Genomic DNA, 14,383 nt, shown 5'->3' with positions numbered 1-14,383 from the left:
GATTCTCGTGGACCCGCCAGCATAGGCCGCGAGGAGCGTGGCATCGTCGGAAGCAACGGCCCGCGTCAAACTTGCGGTCGGGTGCTGCCAATTCTCTACGGAAAGCACCATATGCCCATGACAAGTGTGATGGTCGATACTGTAACGCCCAAATCGATCGCACTCAGCGTTTCGCGGCCATCCAGAATCCGATTGCACCCAACTTATCTGTTGGGCACTTTGCCACAACAAATAAGTTGGGTATATTGAGGCATGACCATGAACAGAATCACCCTGAACGAAAAAGAAGCGCGGGAAACGCGTGCCCGGATTTCTCGTCTCTCTGAGGCTCTTCACTCGGAGCGCGCGATGGAGCCGGTTGTGGCCGGCCTGCCGCCTGAGGTGGTTTCTCAAGTCTCGCGCATGATGAAGGCCGAGCGCGCGCGCCTGACCCAAGCGGTCGAGGCATACGAAGAGGCCAAGGACACCCAACGACCCACCGCCCTAAAAGAACTGGTTAACCGCGACCTTGGCCTGATGCTCATAGTAGCGCGGATCGCCAACGGCTTCTCTCAGAAGGACCTAGCATGGCGCCTCGGCGTAAAGGAACAACAGGTTCAGCGTTGGGAGGCTGAGCGTTATGCCCCGATCAGCCTCAAGAACTATCATCGCGTGGCGGCGCTGCTGGGAGTCCGGCCTTGGGCTGACATGCCTGACCAACCGGAGCTCCGCGGACTGGACAAGGTCATCGACGGTGTGTCGAAGGCCGAGATCAAGAAAATCCTCAAACATGGGCGCGAGAACGGCTGGTTCGCCGAAGACTTCACCGAGGCGGAGCTTCGTCGTTACATCGCCGAGAACCGGATCGATTTTGGAAGCCCAGGGCTTCTCCGAACTGGCCTCAACGTTGTGGATCACGCCGAAGACGTCTTGCTCCACGCCTGGCGCGCTAGGGTCACCGCGAGAGCTCGTGACGCTTTCGCGGGCGTCGAGGACGTTCATGAGCCGCTTGAACTCAAGTGGATGCCCGAACTGGTCCGTCTGAGCAATGACCCCCGCGGGCCGCTCCGGGCGGTGGAAGTGCTCGCCCACCGCGGGATCGTATTGATTGTGGAGCCACAGATCCCCGGCCTCAAGATCGACGGCGCAGCGTTCATCGTGGATGGGAGACCGGTCATCGGAATGACCGTCAGGACCGACACGGTGGACAACTTCTGGTTCACGCTGATGCACGAACTTGCCCACGTCACTCTTCACTTCTCCACCGGGCTGGCCGTAGGCTTCTACGATCAGACGGACCAAGAGACATCGGTCGATGAACAGGAGGAGGAAGCCAACCGCTTCGCTTCCAACTTGCTCATTCCGGAAGAACGCTGGCGGCGCTCTACCGCCCGAATTGCGAAGTCGGCTGCGGTCATCGAGCGTTTCGCCAACGAGCTAGGTATCCATCCGGCGATTGTGTTCGGGCGGATACGCAAGGAACGGGGCGAGTGGTCCCTGTTCACAAATAAGATCGGGAGGAACACCGTGAAGAAGCTGTTTGTGGGCGAAGCCCAGAAAGGAAAGAGTGATGCTCCCATACTACCCGGCCCTAAGGGCTAAGCCCGGCGAGTTCGCGGCCTGCGGCAGGCTGGCCCCCCGTTATCAGGGGTATGTCTGTCCGCGCTTCGTGGTGCCGCCTCCCACTGAGTCCGACCCCGAAAAGGGGCGCGTGCCCACGCTGGACGAAATCGCCCACATAATGGGGGAGCGCCTCGGAAAGAGCTGGCCCCACCGGCGTGCGTTCCTCGACCCGCAACTTGCGGCGGCGGCCCTCGGCGACGAAGGGGTGGCTACGCTCTTCCGCATCGCCACGGCGGTAAACGCCCGCCTGCTTCCAGTCCTGACGATCGCCGATCTGACCAACCCGGCCCGCCAGGCCCTCATTCGGAACGGCGACGTCAGGACGGGCATCTACATGGACTTCGAGGAGGTTGATCCGGCTGCCCTGGTCGAGGCGGTGAAGAAGGCGGGCCTCCGGCCGGAACACTGCGTCCTCTTCGTAGATTTCACTGGAGCTCCCCTCGGCGCCGACTTCGCGCCTGCTATCGGCGAAATCTTTGACCAACTGGACGCCGCGGCGCGGTGGAGCAAGATCGTCTACCAAGCGTCGGCGTACCCGGACAAGCTGCCAGTCGGAGCCAACGAGCGCACGCTGATCGCGAGGGCGGAGTGGACCACCTTCCAGGCGGCCTTGAAAGAGACCGGCGTCCAACCCGATCGGCTGGCCTACGGTGACTTCGGCGCGGATTGCGGGCGGATGGTGTTCCCGAAGGGCAAGGGCGGTGGACGACCGAGGCCGCACCTCCGCTATACCGGCAAGGCCCACACATTGGTGGTCAGGGGCAGCGATTCGGGAGCCTTTACGCCGACGATGCGCGACGTCTGCAAGCAGATCATCGAGAGCAAGGAATACTGCGGCAGGGGCTTCTCCCCGGCAGACGACCGTATCTGGCGAAACGCAAAGGGGCTGACAGAAACCTGCGGCGACGCGACTGGCTGGCGGGAACTGAACACCGCGCACCATCTGGTCAGGATCGTCAGGGATTTGGGTGCTATGTCTGGTATCGAGTTCGAAGAAGATGCTGTCTCTGAGTACTCGGAGCAGGAAAGCCTTTTCTAGCTCAGCGCTGCACTTAAGCATCCTGATAGGTCCCGTCGGCCGCAGCCGTCACGACCTCATCCTCGGCCATCCATCCGTTGGAGATCAGAAACCTGCGGACTGTGTCGGGGGCCTCGGAATAGAGCACAAGCGCGAGGCTCTCTTCGGCCCGTGTGCAGGTAACGTAAAGCAAACGGCGTGTGCGCTCGATCGTAGTTTCGTCGCCCTTGTCCGCCTTTTTCTGCGCGTCTCGACCAAGGGACTTGACCCCGAACAGCGTCTCATACGAGGCAAGGCCTTTGAATCGTGTATGGGCGTCGTCGGCGATCACCATGACCCTGGGGAACTCGAGCCCCTTGACTCCTTGGTGGGTGCCATAGGGGCTGCGGTCTTCGACATAGGCGAGGTAGCGCGCCACTTGGGAAAACGGGGTCGCAAGCGCCTGCGTCCAGGCCTCGGTGATGGTGGTTTCTATGGGTGGTGCGTCCTCGGGCGTAGTCAGTCCCTGTTCGTCAAAAATGAGACCAAGCTCGGCAAGAATGTCGGCCATGTCCTGGGCCACGGGACTGTTGTCAGGCAAACAGGGCCGAAGCTGGTCGGGGATCAGGAACAGCCGGTGCTCGGCCACGACCCCTAACACTTCGGCACAACTCGGATCCCGTTCATCCTTAAATAGTGTCATCAGCTCCGCGACACCCGCCCGCGCCGCGTCGAGGCCAGAGGCCTGACCCGCGCGCCCAACCCGGATACCTCTCTTATCGACCAGCGGTGAGCCGTCGCGCAGGACTGCCATCGCGGCAAAAGCATCCCCGTTCCTTTGTGCCGTAACAAAAGGCAAGACCCGATGGGTAAACAGCCGCATCGCGGGCAAGGTACCATCGCGAAACCCGTCCTTGAGCTTGTCGGGTTTGCTGAGGGGCTCAAACAGCTCACTGAAGCCGAGACGCGCGGCAGCCATGTGACGCTCAATCGTCAGGGTCTTGATCGCCTCCGCATCCTGCCATGCGCGGTCTTCGGTGATGCGTGCCATTTCCGCCCGGGTCCAAGCTTCAAATGCCGGGCGATCCGTGCCCTCGCTTGGCGCGAGAAAGACCCGCACGGTGCCACCCGGTTTGTCTTCGCGCGCACGCTGCTGGCGGCCATCATCGTCGCGACGGATCGCATTCGCCAATTCCACGATCCTCGCGCGGCTGCGGTGGTTCATCTGTTTGGCCGGTTGCGCGAAATCCCCCACCCGTTGCTCGAGATCGCGCAAACCATCAGTGTAAATGCGCTGCATCGTGTCCCCAAGCAGCCCTAGGGCGATGCGGCCGCGATGGCGTGCCTCGAAGGTCAAAAGCGCCTCCATCAACGGTTTCATCGTGTCTTGGCTCTCGTCGATCAGGATGAACGGGTAGCGCGCCAGAACGATGTTCTGAAACGTCTCACTTTCAGTCATGAAATGCGCGGCGAGCGCAATGACTTCGGTATGTTGCAGCGCATCGCGGCCGAAATTGTCCCCCTCGGGCGCATAGGTGAAGGCGCGGATTTCAGCCAGGCGCTCCAGCCGCTTCTTCTTGGAGGCCATCTTCTTCTCGCGTTTGTCATGGGCGTCGGTGCCCGCACGGCCCTTCGCATGGGCTGCCTGGATCTCGGCAATTTCTGTCCGCAGGTTGCTCTCTAGCCAGCCCCGAATATCCGCCGTGCGCCCCTCAATGAGCGACCAAGCGAAGCTGTGGATGGTCTGTACCTGAAACACCGGATCGGCCTTGACGCGGCGTGTGATCTCATCTGCGGCGGCATTGGTATAGGTGATCACTGCGATCTTGCGGCTGTGTTTTCGTAAGGTCATCAGTGTCGCTGTGTCCAAGCCCTCCAGTGCCTCCTTGAGTGAGCGCGTCTTGCCTGATCCCGCCCCGGCAAAAAGAAAGAAGCTGCGCGGCTGATCGAGGGACAGGCATTGGCGGATCGTAGCGTCAGCGCCAGCGTCGCGGGTAGCGTCGGTTACATCCGTCATGTCGCTCTCACTCCGCCCTTCAGTTGGCCCGCGAGCCACGTCAGGCCTTTGTCGATATATGGCGGTGCCTGAAGCGCTTTGATGTCCTCGATATATAGGAGGTCCAGTGCGAAGGCGGCCTTTTCCGGTCTTTTTGCCAACCTTTCAAAGAGCGCCTTTGCGAGGTCTTCAGGGGCCTGAGCCTCAGCGATGGATTTGGCAAAGGCACGGGTCATGAGGCAGGAGAACTCTGTTCCTGCGGCGTCCGTCACGGCTTTCGGGTTGGTCAGGACCAGAGCATCCTCGAAGGTGCTGGGCGTGACGTTCGTGGACACCGAGCCAAGTGTCACTTTTTGCGGGATTTGATAGCTGACGGCGATGGGGCGGTCAGGGGCCGTGTGACACAGAGCCGTGGGGGGAGAGCCTAACAGCTCATCGATCTCTGCCAGCTTGGGGAGCCAGGTCTTTAGCACGTGGTTGGCTGTGGTTTGAGCAGCCCCGCAGCAAGGCTGGGCCGATTCTTTGACGACCTTCCCGCCTTTGTCGACCTCTGCCACCGCGTCGAGATCGGTGATGATCAGCGTCGGCACCTCCAGTGCCTCGATCAGAGGCCGCAGCCTATGCGCGTGACTGCCCCCCAACTCTAAAAAGGATAGATAGGCTGCAGCCAAATCAGGGTAGTAATGTTGGATCAGATGCGGCAGCAGAATCCGCTCCGCAGCACCCTCGATCACGATGATGGCGTCGGCGAAGAATAGATCAAAATGTGTGCTCAGCAGATAGCGCGTCACGAAGCGATGGGTTTCATTGTCCGCACCAAAGAGCCCAGTCATATTCGCCACACTGGCCGTGGGCACAACTCCATGACTTGGCAGCTCGCGCTTGAAGTAACGCAACTCCTCAAACGCGGCGGCGTGTGCGATATGGCCCGAATGGGTGCTCACGACCAGCTGAGTGGTAAAGGCCGAGCCCTCCTGCTCCAGATCTTTATGGTTGCGCAGCACCTTGTGGGCCCTAGCCATAAAGACCTGCTGTACCTGAACATGCAGATGCGCCTCCGGTTCCTCGATTAGCACCAGTTGCAGAGGTTCGATACCCTTTTCGTCTGGGGTCACTAACTGCGATTTGAACTTACCTACTTGCATCCAGTCATCCCGGAAACGCATTAGCTGAAACACCATGGAGATCAGGTTCTGGAAGCCGAGGCCATTGTAGCTTTCAGGCAACTTCACCCCGGAAGTGTCGCCCGAGATATCGTATTGCACCGCAGCCGGGTGATCGAGCCCGTCAACCGGTTTGATCTGCGTGGCTATGAAGAGTTTCGGATTGTTCAGCCCGCCGGGGTAGCCGAGACTTTCCAGTTCCTTGATAGCATCAGCGAAACCATCCTTGAGCCGGGCATTAAAGGTGGTTTCGGCATCATGGATTGCCTCGAGCGCTTTGACGTCGTTCGGCGTGGGGTCCTTTTCGGGGTCGATATGTTTACGGAAATAGGGCTGAATCTGGCTGGCAATCTTGCGGCTAGTTGCGTTCGTCGGTTCATCGTCGTCACCATTACTGTCCCCTGCGTCTGCGAAACCGCGTTGCGCGTTGATCTCACAAATGTGGATGAGTCCAGCAAAGGGGTTCGAACCGATCCCCTCCGACAAGGCCGGCAGGGCATGCGGCTCAACCGGCCCTGTCGTGGTGAAGCTCATGGGATCCAGAAGATGGGCGTTAAGCTCGAATAGGTCCCTCAGGCGCTTGTCTAGAAATTCTCGAAAGTCACGTGGCCAAAGCGCGAACCCTTTGGCCGTTGCGCCGCCGGGTTGCAGCGTCTGAGCGGCCTCTCGTGCGGCCAGGTACTGCGCCTTGATGTCCGCCCCCTTCTTTGGCTCCAAGCGTAGGCGCACGCCCAGCAAGCCACCAGTCCAGGTCAGTGTTGGGATCAGGTGCGCGACATGGTGCAGCTCTGACGTGTCAGCATGGAGCCAGACGTCAATGAACGGAAGCTGGGCCAGGAGCGGGCTGAGATCCACCTCGACCTCCTGTGTCCAGGCTCCCGCGATCTGTTCAATTGCGGCCCAGTTTGAGGCTGTCACATCACGCGTGTCGATACCGCCGCGATCCTTAAGGAATTTGCGCAGCGCCTTCATGGCCGATGTTTTGCCGCTGTTGTTGGCCCCGACGAGCAGGGTCTGCTTGTCCGACATATCCAAACGGGCGCGCCGCAATTTGCGAAAATTGAAAACTTCAATGCGTGTGAGCTTCATAGTATTGGTGTCCCCCTCGCAGAGAGTGCTGCGATAGTTTCTCTATATATACTCGTCCTGCGGGTGTGTAGCCGTACGCAACCGTCGGGGTTCTCTCAGTATTCACTGTCTGGCTATTCGCTTCGCAGATTCACAGGAGATGCTGTGGAAATCGCATGCTGGGTTTTGGGCCCCTCATCGGCCGTGAGGCGGAACGCCGGAGGCCTTGCCGCCAATAAATGCAAGAGACTTCGGTCAGAAAAAGTGAAACGATTATTGCTTTGTAATCGCGTGACTTTCTTGGCACGCAGATGAATCGTTGCACCGCAAATGAAACGATAAGCACAACGGCGGACTTCACTCTCAGGATCGGCAACGCGTTACCCGCAATCGATTTGTGGCGCTTCGCCCACGACACCCGCATCCACCAGCTGCTCCCGATCGGGAAGATCGCGAAGGCTCTCCAAGCCGAAAGCGACCAGGAACTGCTCGGTTGTCACAAAGGTATAGGGCGCACCGCGGCGCGGCGATCGTGGCCCGGTCCCGATCAAGTCGCGCGCATGCAGCCGCCCGATAAGATCGCGACTAATCTCCTTGCCGAAGATATCCTTGAGCCCGTCGCGCGTGATCGGCTGGTGATAGGCGATGGCCGCCAGGACCGCGACGTCGAATTCACTCAGGTCCAGCAGTTGATCCCCGACATCTGCCGCCGCGCGGATCGCGGGGGCGTAGGTGGCACGCGTGCGGAACATCCAGCCGCCGGCAACCTGGGCGATCTCGAAGGCCCGCCCCTCCAGATCGGCGGCAAGGTCCTCGACCAGCAAATCGACCGAGGCCCCCTGCCCCACGACCCGGGCTAGATCCTCGCGCGGGACCGGCGAGGCCGAGGCAAACAACACCGCCTCGATCCGGCGCATCCATTCCCGCCAGCGCAGATCGGCTGGTAGGTCGGACAACTCGCGATCAAGCTCCGGCTCAGATCTGTCCTTCGCCATCGCTACACCCCGTAGAGCCGGAAAGTGTCGCGCCCGGTCAGCTCGCGCACCGCACCGAGGTCGACCAGTCGGTCGCAGAGCCGCCGCGCGGCGCGATCCGGCAGAGGCAAAGCCGAAGGTGCCATCGCATCACGGGTCAGGAACATCTCGACCGCTTCTCCTGCCCCCTTGGCCCGCAGCTTGGGTGCGACTGCCTTCAGATGCGCCGCCCGGCGCGCGAGATCTGCCGCGAGGCGCACTGCTTCGACCACCGAGGAGACAACAGCGCGATAACAAGCAAGGCGAAGGTCATCGCCCTGTTTGCGCAAATCGGCGCGTTTCAGGCCTGCGGCCAGCAGCGGCACGACATGATCCCAACCGAAGGTTTGGGCGAGGGCCGCGTCCGCGAAGATCAGCGCAGGCACTTCCGCACGCGGCGCCTCGCGCAGCACGGCCTCCAGCACCATCGCGGCACGGCCGACCGGCCCGCCCTGCCCCGTATCGAACCAAGTAGCAATCTGGCCCGGCTCAACGTTCGGCAGGGCTCGGCCCAGAGCCTTGACCGACACCGGCTTTTCCACAGCGCGCTGCCAGGCCAGGTAGGTTTCCCCCGCCGGGCCGGGCAGATCGTCGGGGCGCAGAAGATGTACGGCGTCGCGCAACTCCCCTGCCCTCTCTGGGCGCCCAGAGAACGCGATACAAGCCTCGGCCGCGCGCAGCGCAAGCCTGTCTCGCAACAAGGTTTGGGGAACGTCCTCGCGGCTCAGCACTACATGCAGATGGCTCAGCGCGGCGCCCGACAGAAAGGCCACAGTTTCAAGGGTTTCCACACGCCCGGAGATGACCCAAGTGGGCATTCGGGGTATCGTGTCGAGGTCGCTCATGTGATCGGGCCGGGCAAATGTCATGCCGGAATCCTACATCGTCGCGGCGCTTTCCACCAGCAAATAGCACATAAACCGCCCCTACTTGTCGCCCCTCTTTATGTCCAATAAGTTTGCATTATCGGACATTAAAATATATGCTGGGAAGCAGTTCAATTTCATTGCTGGATTTACTGGAAAATGGCCTCAGAGGACGAAAAACCAACTTCATCAAACTCTGATACAATTCATAGTGCTCAGGGCGACGCGAGAAATCAAGAAAAAAGCGATGGGATCGCCCTGCCCTCCCATGTCGCGGGGTCCGGCAGCCTTGATCGCCTGGTCGACACCGCCCGCGACTATGCCCGCGCTGCAGCGTCCGACAACACGTTGACAGCCTACGCGAAGGATTGGGCGCATTTCACGCGCTGGTGCCGGATGAAAGGCATCGAGCCTCTACCGCCGTCTCCCGAGATGATCGGGCTTTACCTCGCGGATCTGGCCTCTGGGTCAGGCCCCTCCCCTTCGCAGTCGGCGTCCCGACCCCTATCAGTCAGCACCATCGACCGCCGCCTCTCAGGCCTTGCGTGGAACTATGCGCAACGGGGCTTTGCGCTCGATCGCAAGAACCGCCACATTACGACGGTGCTGGCGGGGATCAAGCGCAAGCACGCGCGCCCGCCAGTGCAGAAGGCGGCGATCCTGGCCGAAGACATCCTCGCGATGGTTGCCGCCCTGCCCTTCGACCTGCGCGGGCTGCGGGACCGGGCGATCCTGCTGATCGGCTATGCGGGCGGTCTGCGCCGCTCCGAAATCGTCAGCCTCGACGTTCACAAGGACGACACGCCGGACTCGGGCGGCTGGATCGAGATCTTCGACAAGGGCGCCCTGCTCACCCTGAATGCCAAGACTGGCTGGCGCGAGGTCGAGGTTGGCCGTGGCTCCAAGGATCAAACCTGCCCAGTCCATGCGCTCGAGCAATGGCTGCATTTCGCAAAGATCGACTTCGGTCCGGTCTTTGTCGGGACCTCGCGCGATGGCAAGAAGGCACTGGAGGCACGGCTGAACGACAAGCATGTCGCACGCCTGATCAAGCGCACGGTCCTGGACGCCGGCATCCGGTCGGATCTGCCCGAGAAAGACCGCCTGGCGCTGTTCTCCGGTCACAGCTTGCGCGCCGGTCTCGCCAGCTCCGCCGAAGTCGACGAGCGCTATGTCCAGAAGCAGTTGGGGCACACTTCGGCCGAGATGACTCGCCGCTATCAGCGCCGCCGAGACAGGTTCCGCGTGAACCTGACGAGGGCAGCCGGGTTGTGATGTGGATCAGGAGTCTTCGGACTTCAAAGCCGAAAGTGAGGCAACATGGCGAGGGAGGTCGCTGCGGGAATGGAGGATATCCACGATGATGACCTCGTCCGATCGATCCAGAAAGACCAGGAAATGCTCCCCTGCCCTTATGAACCGCAGGTCTTCGACATCATCAACGAGAACTGCGCAACTCCGACTATGGGCTTGGCCATTCAGAATACTTTCACAGCGGTTGAGCAATTCGGCCTCGTAAAGCTCTGCTTGGCGCAGCCCGAAAGTTTCGATTGTCCATCTGGCGATTTCAGTGAGGCTGGCTTCCGCACGACGGGTCAGCCGGAAGGATCGGCTCATGAACGCGCGCGCGCAGTCGCAAAGGCCCGACGGATCGCATCTTTGCCGCTGCCCTCCGCAAAATCACCCGCATTGGCCTGCGCCAGACCTTCAAGAAGCCCTTGGCGGATGCCCGTGATCTGCGCCTCTTCCTGCTCGAGCAGCCTCAGGCCAGCGCGCATGGCTTCACTCACATTCTGGTAGCGCCCGGACGCCACCAGCGCTTGAACCAGATGGTCTTGGGTTTCGGTCAGGACAACGTTGCGTGTCACCATGGGTCAGGTCTCCTTTATTGGCAATATATGCCAATGCCACTTATTTATCAATACGTCACGCCGCCTGCCCCCTGAGCCTACCATAGAAGCTGCGCTCGAGATGCAGCTCCCCTGCCCCGGCTTTCTCGACCATGCCCCGCAGATATCCGCCCGGTGAGGCAACCTCGCCCGCGCTGTGTTTCTCGAAGACGAGTGCAAACGCGGCCGTGGCCACCTGGGTGCCCATTCGATCCTGCGCCACGTTCCAGGCATGCTCAGAGATACCGATCATCGGCCTGAGTTGACCGGCAACCCGGTGCAGATCGCCCCAATCCTTCAGGAAACCACCCATATTGCGCGCCCAAGACGCGAACTCAGGACAGGCCTGCATGATAGTCGGCAGGTCGAGCGCCGTCCGTTTCTTGCTCACCTCGGCAACCCAGTCTTCCAGCTCCCTGTCAACCCGCTCTTCGGGTGGGGCATTGGGCACCACACCCGCCGCTTCCTCTTTCTCAGAGGAATTACTAATTACAGGATTAAGTTGATTTGTAATTAGTATATGAGGTTCGGAAATGACCTCCCTGGGGTTCATTTCCTGAGTCTTCTTCGCGACTTCGGCGTCTTTACCATCGGTGTTTTCCACAGGTTTTGTCGCACCAGTCGCCATGAGATAGGCCGCCTCGACCCGTTCCTGAAGCTCCTTGAACCACAACAGTAGCCGTTCCAACTGCTCAGAGGCTTCATGGCGACGCGGAAGCCGGTCCAGAAGTTCCTCAAAGAGCCCAGTGAATTGGCTCCAGGGCCCGCGCAGCGAACTGCTGACAGCCGCCTCAATCCGGGCGCGGATCATCCGGCGTGCCACCGTGATCTGGCGCTTCAGGCGCTGGCAGAGTTCGCGCTCGGCCTGCAACTCGGCATGAAGTCCCTCGAACTCATCGACGCGGGCCGACAGCGGCGACAGATCAAAGCCGTAGGCCTCGACGATACGCCCCTCAGCGTTCCTGCGGCCCCACCGCTTGCCATTCGGGCTATCCTGGAAGGAGATCACGCCGATCTCCGCGAGGCGCCGCGCATGGCGCTTGAGCGCGGAGAGCGAAAAGCCCGTCTGTTCCATCAGATAGGCGTTCGACGCCCAGACGATCGGGCGCTGCCCCTCCTCCCAGTCCTGGGCCTGGGTAAACGCCCCCAGTGTATCGAGGAGCATCATGTCGCCAGCCTTCAGGCCGATATGTGCACCAACGCGCTTGAGCGCGACAAATGCCCGTGTTTTGGGTACTGCTACCCGTTCACCGGCTTGGGCAAGTTGCTCAGCAACTCCAAGACCCGGTGTCGGCTTGCGCCAACCTGTATGTTTCATGCCTGTATCTCACCTCCGATTATGTGGAGGCAAAAGAAAGCCGTTCGCTCAAAAGCGTTCATCGTTGACAGTGATTCGTGGGAGAGGTATCTTCTAAGCGACCAAACTTTTCAGATTAGCTCTCAGGCCACACTGCTTGGGGGCTTTTCTTTTGCCTAGATCATTATTCCGACTGCTCCTCTTTTGTTGCGAGGAATTCGCTGTAGAGCTGATCCAGTCGACCGGAGAGAAAGTCTCCGAACTCTGTTGAATCTTGTGCTGTCAGCGAAATACTGAATGCCCTTCCGGACCGGCCGATGACCCCTTTGATGCGGCCTTTGCCGGCGGTCCAGGTGCGCTTCTTGGGTGCGACGCGCGTCTTTCTGCGCTTGGGTGTCCTGCCCGCCTCTGCCAGTCTGCTGTGCAGGAGCTCGAACCTTGCATCGCTATCCAGCTCGTGAAACCCCTCGAATTCCAAGGCACCTTCAAGGACCTTTTGGTTCGCAGGCTCCGAAGCCAGTTTCTTGAAATCCTCCCAGCGGTCACGGCCAATCTGCTTGGCGGGACCGATCCGCTCAATCACATGCCTCGGGATGTTCTGCGCGACAGACAACATGCGCGACAACAGCGTTCCATCAATGGTCAGCGCCGACTGGATCACATCCTTCGCCTGCCCCACATCAAGTAGGCTTTTCGCGAAAAGCGCCTTCTCGATGAATGAGAGATCCGCGCGCGCCGTGTTCTCTTGCCCTTGGGCGAGAATGTGGGCCACATCGCCCATTGGTTTGACGACAGCGCGAACCTTCCGGCCAAGGGCTGACGCCACGCGCACACGCCGATGGCCGAAGACGATCATATAGCGACCGTCCAGATCCGGGTGCGGGCGAAGCAGTACTGGAGTGTCCTGGCGACCAGTTGCAATCGACTCCTTCAGCTCGTTGAAGGCCTCGTCGTCGTCGCTGAGACGATCCGAAACGAAGGACACATCGATCAATTGGGGATCGATTTCGACGATGGTTTCCCCTTCGAGCAAGCGCTTCGAATTTTCGGCGAGATTGTCAATCGAGACCTTCATGGACTTTGATGCGCCACGCATCGCATAGCCTGATCGGCCAGAGTCTTTTGGCTGCTCGGAAGAACTGGCCATCACACTTTTCAGGAGGTCTTTACGAGCCATCAAACTGTCTCCTTCTGGGCGATCATAGCCGTGAACACTCTGGACAAATGGCTGTCTGCACGGCTGTCAAAACTATCAATCTGCACGGCTGTCAAAGACGTCGTCATTCGCGCCCCCATGCTTTGTGGATCAGCTCGGAAACCTCATCGTTTACGTCGTTCAGTGAAGTGATTGCCCGGTCATAAGTTGTACGAACAAACTGGGAGCGCTCAACCTCGTAGAGTGTCTGTTTAGTAATCCCAGCGTCGGAGATCGCCGTGGATTTCAATACAGGCGCGGTAAGCATCTGGTTCGGGAACATCGCCTGCAGAAACCCGACCATCTGCTTTTGAGGGCCATCAGTGGGTTCAAACCTGGTAACCAGATAGCGAAACCACTTAAGTCGCATGTTCGCGCCAGCGTCTCGTATTGTCTTCATGATTCCGCCAAGCATGAGCAGAAACTGACTCATCGACATAACGTCCAGCATCTGTGGGTGGACGGTGACGATGACTGACGACGAGGCTGTCAGTGCGGTCAGCGTGAGATAGCCTAGCTGCGGCGGGCAATCGATCACGACGACATCATAGCGATCATCGACTTCGTCGAGCGCCTTAGAGATCCGAGTGAAGAAAAGCCGCCCCTCGTGGGGCTCGCTGCTCGTCAAGGCAACGGGGGTATCGTACTCATACTCTTGAAGTTCCAAACTTGCAGGCACGATATCAAGGTTAGGAAAATTCGTTGGTCGGATTACTTCGGTAATTGGCTTGCGTTGATCATCGTAGCGGAGCGTCTCGTAGAGCGATGGAACATTATCGAGCTCCGGCTGAATACCATGCAGAGCTGTCAGTGATGCCTGCGGGTCAAGATCGATTGCCAGTACACGATGCCCTTTCAGCGCCAAATGCTGAGCCAGATGAGCCGCAGTAGTCGTCTTTCCGGACCCGCCTTTGAAGTTGACGACAGAAACTACGTGCAATTCCTCACCTTCACGCCGATGGGGCACATACCGCCGCTTTCCAGGCCGACCATGCTTGTCCAAATACGCCCGCAGTTCGATCATTTGCTCAGCTGAATAACTACGCCTCCCCGACGACGAGGTTTCGGGATCAGGCCCCTTACCTTCTAGGTGGAGCTTCTTGATTGTCGACTGCGTTACACCAAGGTAGTAGGCGACTTCCGCCAATGAAAACTGACGTAGACCTTTTTGAGCATCCGGAGGATACTGTTCTTGCCGCAACATGTTGAGACGATCTGAGATTAGCTCTCCTTGCTGGAGAATGATCTCGTCGAAGGGTTGATCCTTCGTATCAGCCTCAAAAGACCTTTCTCGCAT

At 59.7% G+C, this 14,383-nt stretch carries 12 protein-coding genes; 3 read left to right on the top strand and 9 right to left on the bottom strand.

Annotation, left to right across the window (positions count from 1 at the left end; all coding sequences use genetic code 11):
* Positions 1–258: 258 nt before the first annotated feature.
* Together FIU86_RS21605 and FIU86_RS21600 are read left to right on the top strand one after the other, a co-directional pair.
* Complete coding sequence (locus FIU86_RS21605) at positions 259–1,581, top strand: XRE family transcriptional regulator (RefSeq protein WP_201039675.1); 1,323 nt, start codon at positions 259–261, stop codon at positions 1,579–1,581.
* Positions 1,550–2,641: a beta family protein gene (locus FIU86_RS21600; RefSeq protein WP_152477445.1), complete on the top strand. Its 1,092-nt coding sequence runs from the start codon at positions 1,550–1,552 to the stop codon at positions 2,639–2,641. Before FIU86_RS21605 ends, FIU86_RS21600 begins: the two co-directional genes overlap by 32 nt.
* A gap of 13 nt (positions 2,642–2,654) precedes the next feature.
* Here the strand turns inward: FIU86_RS21600 and FIU86_RS21595 are convergent, their stop codons facing one another.
* The 4 genes from FIU86_RS21595 to FIU86_RS21580 all read right to left on the bottom strand — a co-directional run bounded on the left by FIU86_RS21595 (position 2,655) and on the right by FIU86_RS21580 (position 8,708).
* On the bottom strand, positions 2,655–4,616 hold the full coding sequence (locus FIU86_RS21595) for a UvrD-helicase domain-containing protein (RefSeq protein WP_152477444.1): 1,962 nt from the start codon (positions 4,614–4,616) through the stop codon (positions 2,655–2,657).
* A complete protein-coding gene (locus FIU86_RS21590) occupies positions 4,613–6,847 on the bottom strand; it encodes an ATP-dependent endonuclease (protein WP_152477443.1) in 2,235 nt (744 codons plus the stop codon). The genes FIU86_RS21595 and FIU86_RS21590 overlap by 4 nt, the downstream gene beginning before the upstream one ends.
* 359 nt (positions 6,848–7,206) lie before the next feature.
* Positions 7,207–7,821 carry an SMC-Scp complex subunit ScpB gene (locus tag FIU86_RS21585; protein WP_152477442.1) on the bottom strand — a complete coding sequence of 205 codons (615 nt, stop codon included), beginning with the start codon at positions 7,819–7,821 and terminating at the stop codon, positions 7,207–7,209.
* A 2-nt stretch (positions 7,822–7,823) separates the two neighbouring features.
* On the bottom strand, positions 7,824–8,708 hold the full coding sequence (locus FIU86_RS21580) for a DUF1403 family protein (RefSeq protein ID WP_152477441.1): 885 nt from the start codon (positions 8,706–8,708) through the stop codon (positions 7,824–7,826).
* A 156-nt stretch (positions 8,709–8,864) separates the two neighbouring features.
* Between FIU86_RS21580 and FIU86_RS21575 the strand changes: the two genes are divergently transcribed.
* On the top strand, positions 8,865–9,980 hold the full coding sequence (locus FIU86_RS21575) for a tyrosine-type recombinase/integrase (RefSeq protein ID WP_152477440.1): 1,116 nt from the start codon (positions 8,865–8,867) through the stop codon (positions 9,978–9,980).
* Positions 9,981–9,986: 6 nt separating this feature from the next.
* On the opposite strand, the gene FIU86_RS21570 is transcribed toward FIU86_RS21575, so the two are convergent.
* The 5 genes from FIU86_RS21570 to repA all read right to left on the bottom strand — a co-directional run bounded on the left by FIU86_RS21570 (position 9,987) and on the right by repA (position 14,383).
* Positions 9,987–10,322 carry a type II toxin-antitoxin system RelE/ParE family toxin gene (locus tag FIU86_RS21570; protein WP_152477439.1) on the bottom strand — a complete coding sequence of 112 codons (336 nt, stop codon included), beginning with the start codon at positions 10,320–10,322 and terminating at the stop codon, positions 9,987–9,989.
* Positions 10,319–10,576, bottom strand: a complete 258-nt coding sequence (locus FIU86_RS21565) for a type II toxin-antitoxin system ParD family antitoxin (protein ID WP_152477438.1) — start codon at positions 10,574–10,576, stop codon at positions 10,319–10,321. The genes FIU86_RS21570 and FIU86_RS21565 overlap by 4 nt, the downstream gene beginning before the upstream one ends.
* A 55-nt stretch (positions 10,577–10,631) precedes the next feature.
* Entirely contained in the window at positions 10,632–11,912 is a 1,281-nt protein-coding gene (gene repC, locus FIU86_RS21560; RefSeq protein ID WP_152477437.1) for a plasmid replication protein RepC, read from the bottom strand.
* Positions 11,913–12,075: 163 nt separating this feature from the next.
* On the bottom strand, positions 12,076–13,068 hold the full coding sequence (gene repB / locus FIU86_RS21555; RefSeq protein WP_152477436.1) for a plasmid partitioning protein RepB: 993 nt from the start codon (positions 13,066–13,068) through the stop codon (positions 12,076–12,078).
* Between the two features lie 103 nt (positions 13,069–13,171).
* Positions 13,172–14,383: a plasmid partitioning protein RepA gene (repA, locus tag FIU86_RS21550; protein ID WP_152477435.1), complete on the bottom strand. Its 1,212-nt coding sequence runs from the start codon at positions 14,381–14,383 to the stop codon at positions 13,172–13,174.

It is taken from the genome of Roseovarius sp. THAF9, assembly GCF_009363715.1.
In the GTDB taxonomy this organism is placed as follows: domain Bacteria; phylum Pseudomonadota; class Alphaproteobacteria; order Rhodobacterales; family Rhodobacteraceae; genus Roseovarius.
The sequence above is the reverse complement of the archived record's forward strand: the minus strand, read 5'-3'. Positions and strand labels throughout refer to the sequence as shown.